A 19,645-nucleotide genomic window follows, 5' to 3' on the forward strand; every position below is an offset into this window, starting at 1 on the left:
CATCTCGGCGTCGGGTGCGGCCTTGCCGGTGAGCTTGCGATGCAGGTCCATGCGAATGGACGCGTATTCGCTGACCAGCAGCACCAGCAGGATGCACATGACGATCAGGTATCCGATCACGGCGCCGGGCAGCCCCGTGAAGTTCACCAGCAGAACAGGCACGAACAGGCTGAACCCGAAGGTGATCAGGTACAGCTTGGTCACGGCGCGCTGGCGGCGCAGCACGGTGATCACCTGGTACAGAAACTCGATGCCGGCCGTCACGCCGCCCGCCGCCAGCATCACGAAGCACAGCCCGCGGTACTGCTCGAAGTCGATGCCGTACAGGAAGCTCATGATCGCCAGGCCGAACCAGCTCATGGCGCCGGCCATCACCACGGTGATGGCCACGATGATCACGAACATCACCACGATGATCAGGTCGAACTTCTTGCGCTTGGCCGGGTCCGCCCAGGCGTTGGCCATCTTCAGCAGCATGGGCTTGTAGATAAAGCCGCTGGTCAGCAGGATGGCGTGCGCGGGGAAGTACAACGCGTTGTAGTACAGCTGGTTGTCGTAGGACAGCGCGCCTTCCATGACGAACTTCGGCATGTTGTCGATGAGGTTGTACATGAACAGCGCCACGAACAGCGGGAAGCACTGCTTGAGCAGGGCTATCACGCGCTTGGCGTTCGCGCTGCGCGACTTCGGCGTCTCAAGCTGCGCCAACGGGAACGTGAACACCACGAACGTGAGCGCGGCGATGACGGCCATGACGATGCTCGAAACGCCCACGTTGCGCGTGATGAGCAGCGCCAGCGAGAACCCGATGAGCGCCGCGGCGGACCTGAACGCCTGCGAGATGCCGGCAAGGTAGAGCTTATCAACCTGCTGCAGGCGGCCCTCGTAGACATCGGCTAGGGCGTCCACCGCCTTATAAAGGTACACGCCCAGGCTCATGAGCCACATCTGGTCGGTATATCCGCGGAACTTGCAGTACGTGATGCCCGCCACCAGCATGATGACCACGGTGAGCACGCGGTTGGCCTGATAATCGGCGAACGAGTACTCCTCGTCAAGGTCGGATGCTTGGAAGTTGCGCACGCCGTAGTTGCCCACGAACATGAGCAGAAGCGCCGTGACGAAGGCCAGCGAGAACATGCCCGCCTGCTCGGCGCCGGCAAGCTGCGTGACCACGATGGTGAGCACGGGGAACACCATGCCCCACAGGCCCACGCCCACCGTGTTCCACACATAGTCGCGCGTGGTGCGCCCGGAGGCATACTCGGCTTCCTGCTCGGCCAGGCCGTCGCCGCTCACGGCGCCCAGCACGCGCGAGCACCAGGCCTCCACCTTGCGGGTGACGAAGCTTTTCTTGCGGGGCTTGCCGTTGCGGGAGCGCTTGCCGTGCTTGCCGCGCGGCATGGCCTCGGTGGGTTGGCCGCCCGGCATGGCGGCGGTGGGCTGCTGCCCGGGAATGGCCTGCGTAGGCTGCTGACCCGGGATGGTCTGCGTCTGCTGCGCATCCCACCCGTTGCGCACCTGCTGCGCGTTGCGCGCGCGGCCATGCTTGCCGCGGCGTGGGCCGGGAATGGCCTCGGTAGGCTGTTGACCTGGGATGGCCTGCGTGGGCTGCTGGCCTAGGGTAGCAGCTTGGGCCGTTGCGGCCGATTGCGATGCTTGTTTCGCCACGGCCGCCGCGCGCTGGCGTTGCGCTTGGGCACGTTGCTCCTCGCGCACGTTGCGCGGAGCGGTGGGGTAAGGGCTTTCGGCGGCATTGAGCTGCACGCGTTCCAAATCGGGACGCTGCGCGGCGTGCTTGCCTGCCGAGGATCCGGTATGTTCGTAGTTGTTCATCCGACATATTATAGTGAGGTCGCTCGAAACCGGCCGACCCTGCGTTCGATATTCACAGCACAAGCACCCCTCCGATGCCATGTCGTAGCTTGCCGTTCGCCGTTGTTTATGCATCGCTCCCCATATGCACGATGCACGTCTCTTATCTCCCGAATTCGCGCTGCATCAGCCCCATGAACGGGGGCAGAGGCGCGTGGGATCGAAAGTCGGGTTGCCAACCCTCGATCGGCTCAGCGAGCATGACCGCATCGCCTCGATTCCGGGCTTCGCAACAGACCCCAATGACGGCGAAGCATTCACTCGAACCGTTCGCCAACCATCCGTTCCGTTTGCCCTGCCGTATCGCGCCGCGTTCATTTCCAAAACTCCTGCGCTTGCTACTGAAAAACCTTCGTTTATTCCTTCTACCAGGTATTTTGTTGCATTTGGACAAAATGTGAAGGGGGGGGGTTCCGCCTTATTGCATATAATCTGAGGTGAACAATAGGAGCAGCGGAAAACCGCTGTTGCGAATTCAGGGATTTGGGAAATCGGGATCGGGGTGCACAATGGGGGCTTTTCACCTTCTCGCATTGGAAGACAATGAGGAGTATCAGAAGGTGCTCCGCAGCATGCTGTCCAAATACCCCGGCAGGTCACGGCTTGATGTCGACATCATATCCGGGGTCACCACGTTCGAAGCGCTTATGGCCTCGGATGATCGCATCGACATCTTCATCACCGATATCGATTTGGGTGAAGGCAACCCCTCGGGCATCGAGCTGGTTCGCCGTTATTTCCCCGCGGGAAGCCCCACTAAGGTCATCTACATTTCCGGTCATGTCGAGTTCTGCACGTCGGTCTACCAGACCGAGCATACGTATTTCCTGCTCAAGCCCATTAACCAGTCCGATTTCGATGCCGCGCTCGATAAGGCGCTGTCCAACCTGCAGGACAGCCGCCAGCTCCCCGTCGCCATTCAGCACAACGGCACGGTAACCATGGTCGACCCCTCCGAGGTGGAGTTCGTGGAAAGCGAGCGCCGCAAGGTGCGCCTGCACTCCGTGCGCGGGGAATGCATTGAAACGTACGCGACGCTCGGCCAGATGCTCGACATGCTGCCCGAGTGCTTCGTCCAATGTCACAAAAGCTATCTGGTGAACATGGCGTGCATCGTTGAGCTGCGCCCAAGCAGCGTGCTGCTTCGTTCGGGCAGGGAAGTGCCCGTCAGCCAGCGCCAGCGTACGTCGGCGCGCGATTCGTTCTTCCACTACGTGGGCCTTAACGCGCGATAGGCGCAGGAGCAGCATGTCCTCGCTGAAATTCGCCGTTCTGTGCGTGTTGACGGCGTATCTGCTGGTCGTCGCCTTCAACTTCATAACCAAGCTCCGCGATGCGCGGCTTATGCAGAAGCTGCTGTGCATGCTGTTCCCCATAAGCCAGATCTGCTTGATCGCGTTTCCCTTGGCGTGCTCGGCGCGTTACGGGCTGTCGGCCGCCGTGTACGTGTCGCTCATCGTGCTCGGCATCGCGTGCGGGCCGGTCGACCTGCTGCTGTTCCGTGCGCTCGACCAGGCGTGCCGATGGTTCGATTCGTCCAGCAAGGTGAACATGCTCCAGGAGCAGCTGCGGGTCCAAAGCGCCTTGCGGCAACGTTCCCGGCATGAGCGCGACCAGGCCAGCGCGTTGCGCGATCAGCTTCGCGAACGGCTCGAGCAGGCGCGTGCCGACTTGCGGGCGGAGCAAGCGGGCAAGGCGGGTGAAAGCCTGGAAGGCGTTATCTCCCTTATCGGGGCGCGGCCCCAGCGATTCTGCCAGCATCCCGCCGTCGATGCGCTGTTGGAGCAGAAGGCCCGTGCGGCAAGCGATTCGGGCGTGCGCTTCTGTGCCGAACTCGACATCCCCGCGGACATCCAGCTGCCTGGCGTGGAACTGTGCGCCGTGTTCTCCAACTTGCTCGACAACGCGTTGAACGCCTGCGCGAAATCGCCTGACGGGCAACGCCGCGTCGAAGCAACCGCCCGCTTGTGGGGGATGTACCTGGTCATCGATGTGGAGAACAGCTACCTGCCTCCTCAGGAGCGGGGACGGGCCGCAGGCGTCCCGGCATCGGGCGGCGTCGGCGGTCCGGGCGATGGCGATGGCGGTGCGGCCGGCCCGTTCCCCGATCTATCCGTGCCTCATGGCTGGGGGCAGGGCATCGTGCGCGAGGTGGCGCGACGTCACGACGGCACGTTCGAGGCGGGCCAGGTCGACGGCGTGTACCGTGCGCGCGTGATCTTGAAGCAGGACCGGGCCGCGCAGGATGGAGGTGATGGCGGATGGAGCCGATGATCCTCGGCATTCCCGCGGGTGCGTTCGTGGTGTTGTCCGTCGTCGTTCCCACGTGGCTGGTGTATCTGGGGTTCGAGTCTCACATCCTGCACCTGCGGAATCGATGGGCGTATTGGGTCGTGGGCATTTCCCTCATGGTATTCGCCGTGTTGGTAAGGGGCGATTTGGCGGAGTTCGCGAATCTTTTGCTCGGCGCGCTCATGGCCTCGGCCCCTTTGCTGTTCGGAAGGGGGACGTTGGCGCGGCGCGTCACTTTGTCGGTGTTCGGTCTGGTCATAGTGCTGCCTGGTGATCTGTTTCTCGACATGACGTTCGGCATCCTGGCGGGCGCCACCATCGGCGATCACGCAAAGGTGGCAGCCAACGCCACACTGTTCGCATGTGCGACGTTGTTCGAGGTGTTCGTGGAGATAACGCTGTTCTGGGGGCTTACCGCGCTGGTGAGAAGGTTCTATCCGGAAGAAGGGGTGGATGTGGCCGCGCCGTCGTCGCGCCGAGCGTCGGTCATCGCCTCATCGTTCGCGGTGTTCTCCGTGGTGCAGGCCATGCTGCTGGCGTTGTGCTTCAGCGTGGCGGTGGGGCCGTGCGACGGGGATTCGCTGCTGCTGCGACTGTTCGGCCTGCTCATGCTGTTGTGCTTCGGTGTGGACACCGTGCTACTGCTTGCGGTGGGCAGGTTTCGCGGCAAGGTGCGCGACGATGCCCGCGCCGCCGATTTGAGCGGCGAACTCGACCGGTATCTGGCCGACTACCAGGACACGGTCGATATGGCCCAGCGCTCGGCGCGCCTTCGCCACGATCTGCGTAACCAGGTCCAGGTGGTCAACGCCCTGGCCGAACGCGGCGAGCTCCAGCTTGCCGAGCAGCATATCGACGCCATGCTGAAGGAGTTGGACGGACGATAGCGTTGCGTGTTGGGCGCGCGCCGGGCTTGCGCCGTTGGGCCCGCCGCCGCGCCGCCCCCGCTGCCGGGTGGTCGACGCGCCGGGTTTTCGCGCTGCCGCGCCGGGCTCTTCGTTGCCTGCTTTCGCGTGCTTGCCTGCGCTTTCATGTGCGGTTTCGGTTGCTTCCCGCTGCTTGCGCGCCGCGTGCCGCGCAGGCCGGCCCCGCGTGTGGTAGGCTAGCGGACCAAAAGAGAACGCACTCCTTCGAAAGGGGCCCGTCATGACTGATGCCGCATCCATGCTTCCCGCCGTTTACGCCGCCGCGCAAACCCCGCAGGCGGGTGCTGCGACCGCCGATCTCGTTCGCAGCTTGGGCGCCGCCGCGCAGCCCGACATCGTCGCCGCGCGCCGCCTGCTCCATCGCTTCCCCGAGGTGTCCGGTCATGAGGCCAATACACAGAAACTGTTGTGCGAACAGCTCGATGAGCTGGGCATCCCGTATCGAAAGCTCGACAGCAACGGTATCATCGCAACCATCGCCGGCACCGCGCCCGGCGCTTACGATGCCGATGGGGCGCCGGCGCGTCGCGTCGCCTTGCGCGCCGACATGGACGCGCTGCCCGTCACCGAGCAGACGGGTCTTCCCTTCGCCTCGGAGAACCCTGGCATCATGCACGCGTGCGGCCATGACGCGCACATGGCCATGATGCTCGGCGCCGTGCGCATCCTGCGCGATGCCGCCGATTCGCTGGCGGGCGAGGTGCGCATCATCTTCCAGCCCGCCGAGGAGATCTCCATCGGCGCGCTTTCCATGATCGAGGCCGGCGCGCTCGAGGGCGTGGACGCTATTTACGGCGCGCATATCTGGAGCGAGGTGCCCGCCGGCACCGTGTCCTGCGCGCCCGGGCAGCGCATGGCCAATACCGATTGGTTCCGCATCGACATCGACGGCGTTTCGGCGCATGGCTCCATGCCGCACAAGGGCGTGGATGCCGTGGTGGTGGGCGCCGAGATGGTCGCGGCGCTTCAAATCCTGGTCAGCCGCGATGTTTCCCCGTTTGAACCCGTGGTGGTCACCGTGGGCGAGTTCCACGGCGGCCAGGCGCGCAACATCATGGCCGGCCACGCGTGGCTCACCGGCACGGTGCGCACGTGGTCCGAGGGCCTGCGCTCTGAGGTCCCCGATCGCCTGGAGCACATCGTCAGCCGCATCGCCCACGCATTCGGCGCGACGGCGCGCTTCACGTTTGAGCCGGGCAACGCCGGGCTTGCCAACGACCCCACGTGCGCCGAGGTGGCGCGCCAGGCGGTGATCGACACGCTGGGCGAGCAGGGCATCGCCGACTACCGCGGCACGCTTTCGGGCGAGGACTTCAGCGAGTACCTTCGCATCGTGCCGGGCGTGTTCTGCTTCGTGGGCACCAGGAACCCCCAGGTGGGAGCCGACCATCCGCAGCACAGCTGCCATTACACCGTTGACGAGGACGTGCTTGCCAAGGGCAGCATGGTGGCGGCTCAATGGGCCTGCCGCATGCTCTCGGGCGCCAAGGGATAGCGCCGCTCAGCGAACGGGTGATCAGGGGACGGAGGCGCGTTCACGTGTGGCGGCGTTCCGCCGATCTCGCGCGCGTCCCGTGCGAACGTGAACGCATCCCCCTCGTCCCCGGCGGCGAACACGCTTCCGTCCCCTGCTTGGGGTTTGCGCGTGGTGCGTCCTTTGCGATGGCCTTGTCGATATCCGTGCCGTTTTATTCGGCAAGCGGTATAATGCAGTGGTTCAATATCATTCGTAATCGAAAGGACATGCCATGCCGGAGATGATCTCGGTCGAGCAAGCGCGTGACCTGGTGTTATCGCATGTTTCCCAGTTGCCTGCGGAAACGGTCCCCGTGTTGGACGCGGCCGGCCGCGTTGCTGCCGTCGACCTGAAAAGCGATATCGACATCTCGCCGTTCGCCCATGCCGCCATGGACGGGTTCGCCATGCGCGCCGCCCAGCTGCAGTCCGCAAGCCCCGAATCACCCGTCGAGCTGGACGTTATCGCGGAGGTTGCCGCCGGAGACACCTTCGAGGGCGACATCCCCGAGGGCGCATGCGTGCGCATCATGACCGGCGCGCCGCTGCCCGCGGCCGCCGACGCCGTGGTGAAGTACGAGATCGTGCGCAACGTGGAAGGCGACGGCCGCCCCGGCAGCCGCGTCGCCTTCGAGGCGCCTGCCAAGCTGCGCGGTAACGTGCGCGAAGCGGGCGAGGAGGCGCGCGCCGGCGAGGCCGTCGTTCGCGCCGGCGAGGTCATCAACGCCGCCGGCGTGGGCTTTCTGGCCGGCTGCGGCGTGACCGAGGTTCCCACCCCGCGCCGTCCGCGTGTGGCCATCATCTCCATCGGCAGCGAGCTCGTGCCGCCCACCCAGGTTCCCGCCGCGGGCAAGATCCGCAATTCCAACGGCTATGCGCTGGCCGCGGCCGCCCGCGCCGCGGGCGCGCTTCCCACCATGCTGCCCATCGTGAAGGATTCGCTCGAGGCCTTGAAGGTCGCGGTGCTCGAAGCGGTGCGCGAGTACGACTTCGTGGTCACGAGCGGCGGCGCGTCCGATGGCGACTTCGACTTCATCAAGCCCTGCGTCGAGCAGACCGGTGAACTGCTTATGACCCGCGTGAACATGCGCCCGGGCAAAGCGCAGACGTTCGGCCTGGTCAACGGCACGCCCGTATTCGGTCTGCCGGGCAACCCGGCTGCGGCGTACTGCGGCTTCGAGATGCTCATCCGTCCGGCGCTGCGCAAGATGCAGGGGTATTCCAATCTGCAGCGCCCGCTCGTGAAGGCGCGTCTCGCGCGCGATGCGAAGAAGGGCGACGCGCGCCGCATCTACCTGCGCGCCACCATCACGAAGGACGCCGACGGCGCCTATGCGGTCGAGCCGGCGAAGAACCAGAGCTCGGGTTTGTTCGGCGTCATCCAGCGCAGCAACTGCCTGGCCGTCCTGCCCGAGGGCGGGGAAGGCCGCACGGCGGGAAGCCTGGTCGAGTGCATCCTGCTCGACGTCAACGAGGACGTGTGCCTGTAACCGGCGCTTGCCCGATCGGTTGACGGCGGGCCGTGGGCCGGAAGGCCTGCGGCGCCGATGATCGGGAAGCGCCCGATCTCGACAAGCTCGGCTGCGGCCGGGAAGGCCTGCAGTCGGGATAGCCGGCACAAGCCTTATCCAGACAAGCCGGGCTGCGGGCAGGGAAGGCCTGCAGCCGAGACGGCCGGCACACGCTTCGCCGGCGTTTAACCTTTAAATAAGGAGGAACCAATGACCGAACACGATCACGCATCCGCGCCCATCACGTTCGCCATCATCACTTGCTCGGATACGCGCGGCATGAAGCAGGACACCGCCGGCGCGGCGCTCGAGCAGCTCATCGCCGACAACGGCTGGGTATGCAAAAGCCACGTGGTGGTGAAGGATGAGGTGCCGCAGATCAGCGCCGCCATCGTGGAAGCATGCGACACCATCGACGCCGACGTCGTGCTGACCTGCGGCGGCAGCGGCCTGTCGCTGCGCGACGTCACGCCCGAGGCCACGCAGGCCGTGTGCGACCGCAACGTGCCCGGCATCGCCGAGGCCATGCGTGCTCACAGCCTGGCCATTACGCCGTTCGCCATGCTCTCGCGCGCGTTGTGCATGCAGCGTGGCACGCACCTGGTGGTGAACCTTCCGGGCAGCGAGAAGGCCGCCCGCGAGAACTGGGATGGCATCGTAGCCGCGCTTCCGCACGCCGTGAAGATGATGGCCGGCGGCGGCCACTAGAGACCACCGAGCTTCCACCGCATCATGCTTCCACCGCGCCATTAAGGTTGGAGCTGCGGTAGCTACCAAGATGCGCAGCAATGCATAGCGCATAGGACGCCCACTTTAGCCTATCGTGAACCGCCTCCCATTTCTTGGACACGAGAAATGGGAGGTCTTCTTATGCGCGTCGATCTCAGAGTGAAGTACGACGTCGAGACGAGGAGTCATGCCGCCGAGCTGTTCGATTCGGGCGTGGGCTGCTGGGGCGCCTCGCGCGCCCTTTCTGTCCCCAAGTGTCTGGCCGCGGGCGAAATGGCGCTAGCTTCCGTTTGCTGTAAACTGCATGCTGAAGGCGATGCGTGCAAGGGGTCTTCCCGATTGTTGTAGCCTAAGGGACGCCTGCTTTAGCCTATCGTGGCCGAAGCAGGCGTTTTCTTTCGTGAGCTGTGAAGAATCGTTCATTTTGGCCGCCTCTGGACAAGATGAACGATTCTTCGCGGGATATAGCCCTCAGAAGTGCGGTTTTGGGGAGAAGTGGCTCTCCATGAGCAAAAAATCATCGAAAAGGTCCATCACGGAGCGTGTAAGCGAGCAAGAATCGCCCGTTTTGGCCACAGGTGGACAAGATGAACGATTCTTGCGCCGCAAACAAAACCCGGCCAGGCGAAATGTACAGTGCGTTTTCTTCCGGACAGATAACCCTCCGTCCCCAAGTGTCTGGCCGCGGGCGAAATGGCGCTAGCTTCCGTTTGCCGTAAACTGCATGCTGAAGGCAATGCGTGCAAGGGGGCTTCGCGATTGTTGTGGCGCGAATACGGCAGCGGGTCCCGCAGCTCGATTTGAGCTGCGGGACCCGCTTTGCGTTTCGCGATGTATCGTGTCGTTTCGCGTTTTGCAGCCTTTCGCGCTGCTTCGCCAGGCAAAGCGCCTTTTGTCTACTCGTCTTTCTGGGCAACCAGTAGCAGGATGCCGGAAACCATGTTCAGGAACAGCAGGGTGCAAACGCCAAGGGCCACGGTATTGGGCTTTTTGCCCTTGTAGACACCCCAGGAGCGAACGGTCATGGGAATGCCCCACGCTAAGGGGACCAGCCCGATGCCGAGCGTTGCGATGCCGCCGATTCCAATGACGACCAGGGCCACGATGTTCATGATGAACGCGATGAGGCGAAGCGTCTGATTGCTTCCCTCCACAACGTATGTTTTCTCAGGCATGGGAACGCCGTAAGGCGGCTGCGGTGTGCCGTACGGCTGCTGCGGGGCAGCGGCGTAGGGTGATTGCGGCGCGGCGGGTTGCTGAGCGGCAGCATATTGCTGTGGGGCTACGGCCGGTTGCTGGGCGATCGGCGGGACCGGAGCTGCAGGTGGGACCGGCGCAGCGGTCGTCGCGGGTACGGCCGGCGGAACCGGCGCAGCAGCTGCAACAGGAGCTGCGGGAGCTTCGGGCGCAGCAGGCGCCTCGGGCTCCGGCGCCGCGGCGTTCAGGGGCGTTCCGCAGTTGCCGCAGAACTTCGCATCGGCGACGTTCTCGGTTGCGCAGTTGGGGCATAGCATGGCGGTACTCCATTTCTCTTGTCCCGGGCGGGCCTTGCGAATGAATTGATTGCGAACCGCTGCCAGCCCGTAAACTACTTGTGCTTATTGTAGCTTATCAGTGCAGTTTTTATGGACGACTACCATGAAAAGCGTTGCATAATCCCGGTAAACGTAGGGGAGTGGGGTAGAAAGCGCGCGTCGCGCAGACGCGTTGCAGGCCGATTGGCCGCGCCAATCGGCTTCTCCTCGCCGGGCTTCGGTATTTGAGCGGATGGTTCGCTTCGTTCTCCGAAGGAAGGGCCTCCGTCCCCAAGCGTCGGGTTCCGGACAGATAACCCTCCGTCCCCAAGTGTCCGGACAGATAACCCTCCGTCCCCAAGTGTCAGGCGGCGCTTTGCCTGCCGCCGGCCGGTATCTGCAGGGTTTGCGCAGAAGCGTCCCCGCAATTCCCCAGTGATATACTTGTGTCCGCTATACGACAGACCCGTCGCGCGTCGCGGCTTCGCCGTGCGTCGGCATCGCCGACCTGCGCATTCGGGCAAAGCAATGGTTTCAAGAGGGTGCAGAACATGGCAGACAATACTCAGCTTCCCAACGGTTTCACCGGTTTCGCGTTCCGCAAGCCGGCGGGCGGTACCAGCGCGGCGGACGCCATCCGCGAGCGCGAAGCCCAGCGCGCGGCTCATGCCGGTCAGCCTGCGCCTGCGCAGACGCCTCGCCGTGGCGGGGTTAACGGCTTCCTGACCGAGCGCGAAGCCGCATCCGACGCTGCCAACGAGGTGCGCGGCGCGTTCCAATACAACCGCGATCGCGAGGAAGCGGCGGCGTCATATTCCGCAGACGGCGAAAACACCGAGGGCCGCGTGGAGTTCGACCCTGAGAAGCTGGCCACCATCCCTGAAAAGGATCGCCGTTGGGCCTGGCTGGAAATCGACCTGAACGCCATCCGCCACAACGCCTCCGCCGTCAAGAAGATGATCGGATCGGGCCGCCATATGATGGCCGTCGTGAAGGCCGACGCATACGGCCACGGCGCGGTGCGCGTTGCGAAGACGGCGTTGAACTCCGGCGCCGACTACTTGGGCGTCGCCACGGTCGACGAGGGCATCAAACTGCGCGAAGGCCTGGTCAACGCGCCTATCCTCATGCTTGCCGAGCCGCCTGCCAGCGCCATCCCGCTGCTGCTTGCCTACAAGATCATGCCGGCGGTGTACTCCTCCGAGTTCGCCATCAAATACGCCGAGGCCGCAGACTCCATGGGGCTGCGCGCGCCGTATCACCTGGCGATCAACACGGGTATGAACCGTATCGGCGTGCGCTGGGACGAAGTGGTGAACTTCATGCATCAGATCGGCTTCCATCGCGCGCTTGAGCTTGAGGGCGTGTTCACGCACTTCGCCACGGCGGATTGCCCGGAAACGCTCGACTTCCATATCCAGGCGAAGCGCTACATCGAGGCAGTCGAGGGGCTGCGCGCGGCGGGCATAAACCCCGGCATCGTGCACTGTGCGAACTCCGCCGCCGCCATCCGCTACCCCGACGTGCGCTTCGACATGGTGCGCCTGGGCATCGGCCTGTACGGCTACCAGCCCTGCCCTGAAACCACGCCGCTCATCGAGCTGCGCCCCGCCATGAGCGTGCACGCGCGCATCACCGACACGCGCCTGGTGCCCATGAGCGAGGGCGTCAGCTACGGGCTGAACTACCGCAGCCCCGGCAGCGTGAAGATCTGCACCGTGCCCGTCGGCTACGGCGACGGCCTGCGCCGCGGGCTGTCAAGCCGCACGGACTTCCTGGTCGACGGCGTGCGCTGCCGCCAGGTGGGCAACATCTGCATGGACCAGTGCATGTTCGAGGTGGATCTGCGCAGCTACGCGCGCCGTCGCCGCGTCGATCCCCAGGTGGGCGACGAGGTCCTCATCGTGGGCCAGCAAGGCGACGCCATGGTCACCATTGAGGAGATGTGCGAAACCCTGAACACCATCCCGCACGAGCTGTGCATCGGGTTCGCCCAGCGTATGCCGCGTTACTACGTGTAAGCGGGGAAGCGGGGCTGCGCCGGAGCGACTCCGACCCGAGGCTTCCGATTCGGTCGGCTATAGCCGGGCTCCAGCACGTTTTGGCTTGAGGGTTTGCGCCCGGGGTGATTCCGCGTCAAGAGGTCCTGCTTAAATCCCCCTATGTAAGTTGTCAAAGCTGGCACCTGGTAACTCTTCTCAAGTGAATGAAAAGGCCTTCTGCTTCCCTTTGGTCGGGATGTAGAAGGCCTTTTTGCGTATGCGGTTTTAGGGGCTAGGCGCACCATCGGTTTCGGGCCCCGATCTACCAGGGTGTTCGTACGTTCGGCGATGGCCCGAATAGAATGCGTATCGGGCTTTGAGGTCCTCCGCCACGCTTTCCGATGCGCGCCGCTTACGCGATGGCGCCTTGGGAATCTTCCCGTTTGCGTTTGCGGCGCCTTTCGCCGTGGCGTTCTCTCTGGCGAGTGATGCCTTCCCGCTACTGCAGCGTTGCGTCGACGGCGCTGATGAGCGCGTTGCGCAGGCCGGCCGCTTCAAGCGCGGCGACGCCCTTGATGGTGGTGCCGCCGGGGCTGCACACGGCGTCCTTCATGGCGCCGGGGTGCGTGCCGGTGGCCAGATGCAGCTGCGCGGTGCCGGCCATCATCTGCGCCGCCAGGCGATACGCGGTGGCGCGGGGCAGGCCGTTCTTCACGCCGCCGTCTGCCAGCGACTCCAGGAACATGGCGGCGAAGGCGGGGCCGCACCCGGCGACGGCGCTGGCGGTCGAGAGCAGATGGCCCGCAACGGGCTCGATGAGCGCGATGCCGCCGAACAGCCCAGTGAACGTTTCCCATTCATCATCGCTGAGCGAATGCTTCTGCTCGCAGGCGATCACGCCGCAGCCCACGGCGATAGGCGTGTTGGGGATGGTGGAAAGGTGGTGGCTGCCGGCGCCCAGCAGGTCCTCGTAGAAGTCGAACAGCAGGCCCGCTGCAACCGACACCACGGCCTTGCCGGCAAGCGCCTCGCGCGCCGGCGTCAGCACGTCGGCAACCATATAGGGCTTCACGGCCACGATGACCAGGTCGCTTGCCTCGGCGACCTCGGCGGGGGTGTGCACGGCGTTCGCTCCCAGCGGCTTGCAGCTTGCCTCCAGCTTGTCGAAGTGCGCGGCGCAGGCGGTGATGCGGCCGCCATCGAAGCCGGCGTGTTCCACCAGCCCCTTCGCCATGGCCTGTGCCATGTTGCCGAACCCGATGAACCCGATGCGTGCGGTGCTTGCGTCCATTGCGTCTCCTTTGCCGTGTTGCTCCCGTTGTCCGCGATTTGCGTTGCAGATGATTTTACGTCATCGCCATGTCCAGCGTGTGACGAAGCGCGCGGGCGGCGAAGGCGCCGGGCGGCAAGGCGATCGTGCGGGGAGGTGGCATCCGGTTGGGCGCCCGTTCGACGGAGCCGCCTATCCGGCAAGCCGTCCGGGCGGCAAAGCAGGCCAGGCAAACCCGGCAAAACGAAGGAAATGGGCGATCTCGAAAAGCTGCAGGGGCTGAAACCGCGAAACAGTCCCCGCCTAAGCAAGTTATCTTCATGCCGAAACGCTACGGCAATATGCACGAAAACTAAAGAGCGACCAGATATTCATAAGGGGGTGTGCATATTTCGTAAAGCGTTGCGGCCGTTCACCGGTAAAACCCGCATAACCCTTATCTCAATACGGTGCGCAATCCGTTTAGGCGTATGGTGGTTCTTGAAGGTTCCGGACCTTTCCGAACCCTCGTGTTAGGCTTCCATGTTTGCGGTCGAGACCGATCTGCGCGGCGTTGACGGCAAGCAAGGCGACTTCTGCAAGGCGCATGACGAGGCGCCGTGCCTACAGAGGGGACCCCATTCTGAAAAACGAAATCGCTGTTGACGAGTGAACAGGTTATGTGCCGCGTGTGCGAGAGCGCGGTGTGCCTACCCGACCTTTGTGCGCCTTCGCGCGCTTCGGCAGGGTGAGGGCTGCTGCCGTCAAGATCGAGCGCTCTGCGCGGGTGCCGCCGATCGGCTGCGCTTTTGCGCAGCGTGCTTTGCCTTGGCGTGTCCGGCGCGAACCTGTGAGAGGGGATGCGAATCCTATGAATCTATCACGAAGAGGTTTCTTCAAGGCCACCGGCGGCGCGCTTGCCACCAGCCTGGCTTTTGAGCTGTCCTCGCAAACCACGGCTTTTGCGGCCGAAGCCGACAAAGAATGGAAGCTCGAAGGAACCGAGGAGCATACCAACATCTGCTGTTATTGCGCCGGCGGCTGCGGCAGCCTGTGCTCGTCGCGCAACGGCGAGTTGATCAACCTGGAAGGCGACCCGGACCATCCCATCAACGAGGGCGGCCTGTGCCCAAAGGGCGCCACCATGTTCCAGCTGCGCAACATCGTGGACCCGGATACGCGCCAGGTTGTGAAGAATCCTGATCGCGTGACCAAACCCATGGTGCGTCGTCCTGGGGCAAGCGATTGGGAAGCGATCACCTGGGACGATGCCGTCAAGGAGATCGCGCGCCACGTGAAGGACACGCGCGATGCTACCTTTGTCGAGCGCCGTGAGGACGGCTTGACGGTGAACTACACGCCGGCCATCGCCAGTCTGGGCGGTTCCCAGGAAAACTCCGAGGAGCAGTATCTCATCACCAAGATGATGCGCTCCCTGGGTATCGTCGCCCTGGATAACCAGGCTCGCGTGTGCCATAGCTCCACGGTGGTGGGCCTGGCTCCCACGTTCGGCCGCGGCTCGATGACCAGCCACTGGACCGACATGGCCAACACCGACTACATCCTGCATTGCGGCTCGAACAGCTGCGAGAGCCATCCGGTGAGCAGCCTACATCTCGAGCGTGCCCATGAGCGCGGTGCGAAGTGGATCGTCGTCGACCCGCGCTACACCCGCACCGCCGAGCAGGCCGACATCTACTGCCCGCTGCGCAGCGGCACCGACATCGCCTTCTACGGCGGCATGTACAACTACATCATCGAGAATCTCATCGAGCCGGGCTTGGCCGAGTACAACCGCACAGGGCAAAACCCTGCGAACTACAACTTCGAGTACTTCGTCAACTACACCAACGCCAGCTACCTGCTCGACCCCGATTTCGCCTTTGACGCCGCAACGGGCCTGTTCAGCGGCTGGGACGAGGAGACGAAGACCTACAACAACCACTCGTGGCATTACCAGACGGAATCCACCGAGGAGTGGGACACGTCGGCCACGGGCGATTACGCATGGGTCAAGGGAGAAGGCGTGCCCGAGTTCACGCCGCCCACGTTCACCAAGCCCAAGCGCGATATGACGCTGCAGGACCCCATGTGCGTGTATCAGCAGTTCAAGAAGCACTACGAGCGCTACGACCTTGACACGGTTTGCAGCGTGTGCGGCATGGACCGTGACACGTTGGAGCTCGTGTACAAAACGTATAGCGAATCGGGCGCCCCGGGCAAATCGGGCACCATCCTGTACGCGCTCGGCCAGACGCAGCACTCTTACGGCGGTCAGAACACGCGCGCCATGTCCATTCTGCAGCTGCTGCTCAACAACATCGGCATCCCCGGCGGCGGCGTGAACGCGCTGCGCGGCGAGCCCAACGTCCAGGGCGCCACGGACATGGCGATGCTCGTCGACGAGCAGCCCGGCTATCTGAAGTGGGCCAACACCACCGACCGCTCCAGCCTGCGCAAATGGCTGGAGTCCCAGACCTATTCGGCGGGCTACTACACCAACAAGCCGAAGTTCATGGTCAGCGCGCTGAAGGAATGGTTCGGCGAGAACGCCACCGTGGACAACGACTACGGCTTCGACTGGTGGCCGAAGGTGCCTTCGGATAAGGGTGCGCAGGACTTCACGCACATCTCCACGTTCGAGCTGATGGACAAGGGCATCATGAAGGGCTACTTCAACTGGGGCATGAACCCGTGCCATTCGGCTCCCAACGCCGGCTTCGTGCGCCGCTCCATGGCCAAGCTCGACTGGCTTGTGGTGGCTGACCAGGTCGAAACCGAGTCCGCCTGCTTCTGGCGCGCGCCCGATATGAACCCCGCGGACGTGCAGACCGAGGTGTACTTCTTGCCGTGCGCGCTGATCTACGAGAAGCCGGGCATGATCTTGAACTCCGGCCGCTGGATCCAGTACCGCTACCAGGCCGTCGAGCCGTGGGATGAGGCGAAACCCGACTACGAGATGTGCGACCTTCTGTGGACCGCTATCTGCGATCTGTACAAGAAGGAGGGCGGCGCCAACCCCGACCCGATCCTCAAGACCAAGTGGGACTACTACGTTGACGGTAAGATCGACCCGCGCCCCGTGGCCTGGGCCCTCAACGGCTACCGCATCGCCGGCACCGACTGCGATGCTAGCTCCGCGAACCCGAAAACCGACCTGCTCAAGGGCTACGCCGAGCTTGCCGCCGACGGTTCCACCGCATGCGGCATGTGGGTGTATTCCGGCTTCTGGAACAACAACGACGCCCCGCTCGACGCCGCCGAGCAGCCCTGCGCCAGCCGCGATCTGTCCGACCCCACGGGTCTGGGCCTGTACCCGAAGTGGTCCTACGCTTGGCCGAACAACCGCCGCATCCTGTACAACCGCGCCTCGGCCGACACCAAGGGCAAGCCCTGGAATCCCGATCGCGCGCTGTGCGAATGGGACGGCCAGAAGTGGGAGCTCAACGACAACGCCGACTTCGTGGCCGTCAAGGGCGGCAAGCCGGTGGAGCCGAACAACAACGCATTCTTCATGACATGGGAGCAGAACGCGCGCCTGATCAGCTACGGCATGGTGGACGCGCCCATGCCCGAGCACTACGAGCCCTTCGAAAGCCCGCTTGAGCGCAACATCATGAACGGCAGCTTGGCGAACCCGTGCATCAAGTTCGCCGGCAACGCCTCCACGGCGCACGCCGACTTCAAGGAGTTCCCGTATGTGGCAACCACGTACTCGGTGACCGAGCACTGGCAGACCGGCGGTCAGACGCGCATGTGCCCGGCGCTCATCGAGGCCATGCCCACCCAGTTCATCGAGCTGTCCGAGGAGCTGGCGGCGGAAAAGGGCATCAAGAACGGCGACAAGGTGCACGTGTGGAACAACCGCGGATCGGTGGAGATCCCCGCGGTGGTCACGCGCCGCGTGCAGCCGCTCACCGTCAACGGCGAGAAGCGCCACCTGGTTGGCATGACGCACCACTACAGCTGGGCCGGCGTGTTCGGCACGGACGTCAACACGGTCAATGACCTGACGCCTAACGTCGGCGACCCCAACTCGTTCATCCCGGAATACAAGGCGTTCCTCGTGAACATCGAGAAGGCATAAGGAGGAGTGGAAAACATGTCAGAGAAAGCGATCCTGTTCGATTCCTCCAAGTGCACCGCATGCAAGGGCTGCCAGGTGGCGTGCAAATGCTGGAACGAGCTGCCTAGCCCCACGGAGCTCAACGCATGCGCGGCGAACTTCACCGGAACGTACCAGAACCCGCCCGATATCAACGGTATCACGCGCCTGATCATCTCGTTCAACGAGACCGAGCCGGCCGCCGCGCTTGCGACCAAGCCCATCGGCTGGGCGTTCGGGCGCCGCAGCTGCCAGCATTGCGACAACGCCCCGTGCGTTGCCGTGTGCCCGCATGGTGCGCTCACTCAGGACCCGGATACGGGATTCGTCAACGTTGACCAGGCGCAATGCGTCGGGTGCGGCTATTGCTCGAGCGCATGCCCGTTCGATGTCCCGCGCTACGACGGCGGCGATGGTCCGCTGGCCCAGCTTCATCTGGAGAAGTGCACGGGTTGCCTGGACCGCGTGAGGCACGGCATGGAGCCGGCGTGCGTGGCCACGTGCCAGCCCGACGCGCTCACGTTCGGCGACCGTGATGAGCTGGTTGCCACCGCCCGCGAGAAGGTCGCATGGCTGCGCGAACGCGGCTACGAGAACGCTTGCGTGGCCGGCGATTCCGAGGACTATCCTACGCATGTGCTGCATGTGTTGAAGTACGGCTGCGAGGCCCATGGCATGGTCGAGCATCCGCAGGTGCCGGCGACGGTGGAGATGACCCGCGTGATGAAACCGATCACCGGCGCCCTGTCCGGCCTGACGGTGGTGGGCTTAGCCGCCATGTTCGGCTTGGCAGCGGGGTACAAGCGCAGCAAGCTGGCCTACAATCCCGAGACGGGCGACACGATCGATGTGGACAAGGGCGTGGTCGTCAAGCAAGGCGACGGCCAGGATGAGATGAGCGTGATGGAGCACATCACGGAGAACATTGGCCGGAAGGGAGGCCGCTAATGAGCAAGGGCGTGAGCGTTTCCCCGCAGGATTGGGCAAGCGATCAGGATTTCCTGAGGCGCGAGGCCGTGGCGGGAGAGCGGCGCATCAAGCGCCACTCGCGTCAGACGCGCTGGACGCACGGCATCACCATCGTCTGCTGCCTGCTTCTGTGCGTATCGGGCCTGTTCGTGTTCGTGCCGGCGCTGGGGCAGGTCCTTGGCGCGCAGGCGGTGTTCACCATACGCATGTCGCATCGCGTCATCGGCGCCGTGTTCGTGCTCGTGCCGCTGATCAGCGCGATCATGGCCCCGAAGGGCGTTGCGCATGTGTTCAAGAACCTGTTCGCGAAATGGAACAGCGACGACAAGAAGTGGATGCTGCTGTTCTTCCCGTACCTGTTCATGGCGAAGTGGATCCACATGCCCGATCAGGACGAGGTGAAGTCCGGCCAGCGTTTCGCCGACGGCATGCTGTGGGTGGCTGGCGCGCTCATGGGCGTCACAGGCGTGCTGCTCGTGCTCAATGGGTGGCTTGTGGATTTCGGCGGCGCTTCCGGTGTGATTCTGTGGCTGCATGATCTGGGATTTCTGCTGATCGCCGTGTTCGGCCTGGCGCATATCTTCCTGGGCGCGGGCATTTTCCAGCCATATCGCGGCACGATCCGCCTGATGTTCGGCGACGGCACCGTCAGCGAGTCCGATGCCCTGTACCACTGGGGCCATTGGGCGCGCAAGGAGCTGGAAAGCGGCAAGAACGTGATCCGCAAGTAGCAGGTTCGCGCTGCGGTTTCGCGTAAAGGAATAGCGTTGCAGGGTGCGCCGGCCTCTGGGTTGGCGCATCTTGTTCGGTAGTGGGCGAGCGGTGCCGCAGGCGAAGCACCGCTCTTTTGCGACAGCGCAAACCTGCGAGCTAGCGGCTTGTGGCGCCGGTCCCTTCGCCCTGGTTTTGCGGGGCGGGTTAAAGCATGGTGCGGCTTCGTGCAGCCATGACCTGAAGCGTGTCGTTTTTTGCATTCGG

13 protein-coding genes are annotated in these 19,645 nt (G+C 64.0%); 10 read left to right on the top strand and 3 right to left on the bottom strand.

What is annotated here, in order from left to right; all coding sequences use genetic code 11:
• A partial coding sequence (locus SFHG_RS06965) for a lipopolysaccharide biosynthesis protein (RefSeq protein ID WP_202898144.1) occupies nt 1-1,836 on the bottom strand: 1,836 nt, incomplete at its 3' end.
• Between the two features lie 611 nt (nt 1,837-2,447).
• Here SFHG_RS06965 and SFHG_RS06970 point away from each other — a divergent pair.
• The 6 genes from SFHG_RS06970 to SFHG_RS07000 all read left to right on the top strand — a co-directional run bounded on the left by SFHG_RS06970 (nt 2,448) and on the right by SFHG_RS07000 (nt 8,827).
• Nucleotides 2,448-3,110, top strand: a complete 663-nt coding sequence (locus tag SFHG_RS06970; protein ID WP_162096564.1) for a LytR/AlgR family response regulator transcription factor — start codon at nt 2,448-2,450, stop codon at nt 3,108-3,110.
• 13 nt (nt 3,111-3,123) lie between these two features.
• A complete protein-coding gene (locus tag SFHG_RS06975) occupies nt 3,124-4,149 on the top strand; it encodes a GHKL domain-containing protein (RefSeq protein ID WP_042435630.1) in 1,026 nt (341 codons plus the stop codon).
• A complete protein-coding gene (locus SFHG_RS06980; RefSeq protein WP_042435633.1) occupies nt 4,137-5,054 on the top strand; it encodes a hypothetical protein in 918 nt (305 codons plus the stop codon). Before SFHG_RS06975 ends, SFHG_RS06980 begins: the two co-directional genes overlap by 13 nt.
• A 259-nt stretch (nt 5,055-5,313) precedes the next feature.
• Nucleotides 5,314-6,588, top strand: a complete 1,275-nt coding sequence (locus tag SFHG_RS06990; RefSeq protein WP_238318300.1) for an amidohydrolase — start codon at nt 5,314-5,316, stop codon at nt 6,586-6,588.
• A gap of 253 nt (nt 6,589-6,841) precedes the next feature.
• Complete coding sequence (locus tag SFHG_RS06995; protein ID WP_042435637.1) at nt 6,842-8,098, top strand: molybdopterin molybdotransferase MoeA; 1,257 nt, start codon at nt 6,842-6,844, stop codon at nt 8,096-8,098.
• 231 nt (nt 8,099-8,329) lie between these two features.
• The gene (locus SFHG_RS07000) at nt 8,330-8,827 is read left to right on the top strand and encodes a MogA/MoaB family molybdenum cofactor biosynthesis protein (RefSeq protein WP_042435639.1); all 498 of its coding nucleotides are present in this window, start codon (nt 8,330-8,332) and stop codon (nt 8,825-8,827) included.
• A 917-nt stretch (nt 8,828-9,744) separates the two neighbouring features.
• Here the strand turns inward: SFHG_RS07000 and SFHG_RS10790 are convergent.
• The gene (locus SFHG_RS10790) at nt 9,745-10,362 is read right to left on the bottom strand and encodes a zinc ribbon domain-containing protein (RefSeq protein WP_081468995.1); all 618 of its coding nucleotides are present in this window, start codon (nt 10,360-10,362) and stop codon (nt 9,745-9,747) included.
• A 551-nt stretch (nt 10,363-10,913) separates the two neighbouring features.
• Between SFHG_RS10790 and alr the strand changes: the two genes are divergently transcribed.
• Complete coding sequence (alr, locus tag SFHG_RS07020; RefSeq protein WP_081469034.1) at nt 10,914-12,383, top strand: alanine racemase; 1,470 nt, start codon at nt 10,914-10,916, stop codon at nt 12,381-12,383.
• Between the two features lie 460 nt (nt 12,384-12,843).
• On the opposite strand, the gene proC is transcribed toward alr, so the two are convergent.
• A complete protein-coding gene (gene proC / locus SFHG_RS07025; protein ID WP_042435644.1) occupies nt 12,844-13,635 on the bottom strand; it encodes a pyrroline-5-carboxylate reductase in 792 nt (263 codons plus the stop codon).
• An 829-nt stretch (nt 13,636-14,464) separates the two neighbouring features.
• Here proC and SFHG_RS07030 point away from each other — a divergent pair.
• The 3 genes from SFHG_RS07030 to SFHG_RS07040 are packed head-to-tail and all read left to right on the top strand — an operon-like array spanning nt 14,465 to nt 19,398.
• A complete protein-coding gene (locus SFHG_RS07030; RefSeq protein ID WP_042435646.1) occupies nt 14,465-17,680 on the top strand; it encodes a molybdopterin-dependent oxidoreductase in 3,216 nt (1,071 codons plus the stop codon).
• Between the two features lie 15 nt (nt 17,681-17,695).
• Entirely contained in the window at nt 17,696-18,646 is a 951-nt protein-coding gene (locus SFHG_RS07035) for a 4Fe-4S dicluster domain-containing protein (protein ID WP_042435649.1), read from the top strand.
• Entirely contained in the window at nt 18,646-19,398 is a 753-nt protein-coding gene (locus SFHG_RS07040; protein ID WP_042435652.1) for a cytochrome b/b6 domain-containing protein, read from the top strand. The genes SFHG_RS07035 and SFHG_RS07040 overlap by 1 nt, the downstream gene beginning before the upstream one ends.
• Nucleotides 19,399-19,645: the final 247 nt, after the last annotated feature.

Source organism: Senegalimassilia anaerobia JC110 (genome assembly GCF_000236865.1).
Taxonomy (GTDB): domain Bacteria; phylum Actinomycetota; class Coriobacteriia; order Coriobacteriales; family Eggerthellaceae; genus Senegalimassilia; species Senegalimassilia anaerobia.

What these genes read in the sequence shown, in the direction of transcription:
- SFHG_RS07035 (WP_042435649.1), top strand. Translation starts at nt 17,696, where the DNA reads ATGTCAGAGAAAGCGATCCTGTTCGATTCCTCCAAGTGCACCGCATGC.
- SFHG_RS07040 (WP_042435652.1), top strand. Translation starts at nt 18,646, where the DNA reads ATGAGCAAGGGCGTGAGCGTTTCCCCGCAGGATTGGGCAAGCGATCAG.
- SFHG_RS06980 (WP_042435633.1), top strand. Translation starts at nt 4,137, where the DNA reads ATGGAGCCGATGATCCTCGGCATTCCCGCGGGTGCGTTCGTGGTGTTG.
- SFHG_RS10790 (WP_081468995.1), bottom strand. Translation starts at nt 10,362, where the DNA reads ATGCTATGCCCCAACTGCGCAACCGAGAACGTCGCCGATGCGAAGTTC.
- SFHG_RS06995 (WP_042435637.1), top strand. Translation starts at nt 6,842, where the DNA reads ATGCCGGAGATGATCTCGGTCGAGCAAGCGCGTGACCTGGTGTTATCG.
- SFHG_RS06990 (WP_238318300.1), top strand. Translation starts at nt 5,314, where the DNA reads ATGACTGATGCCGCATCCATGCTTCCCGCCGTTTACGCCGCCGCGCAA.
- proC (WP_042435644.1), bottom strand. Translation starts at nt 13,635, where the DNA reads ATGGACGCAAGCACCGCACGCATCGGGTTCATCGGGTTCGGCAACATG.
- SFHG_RS06970 (WP_162096564.1), top strand. Translation starts at nt 2,448, where the DNA reads ATGCTGTCCAAATACCCCGGCAGGTCACGGCTTGATGTCGACATCATA.
- SFHG_RS07030 (WP_042435646.1), top strand. Translation starts at nt 14,465, where the DNA reads ATGAATCTATCACGAAGAGGTTTCTTCAAGGCCACCGGCGGCGCGCTT.
- alr (WP_081469034.1), top strand. Translation starts at nt 10,914, where the DNA reads ATGGCAGACAATACTCAGCTTCCCAACGGTTTCACCGGTTTCGCGTTC.
- SFHG_RS06975 (WP_042435630.1), top strand. Translation starts at nt 3,124, where the DNA reads ATGTCCTCGCTGAAATTCGCCGTTCTGTGCGTGTTGACGGCGTATCTG.
- SFHG_RS07000 (WP_042435639.1), top strand. Translation starts at nt 8,330, where the DNA reads ATGACCGAACACGATCACGCATCCGCGCCCATCACGTTCGCCATCATC.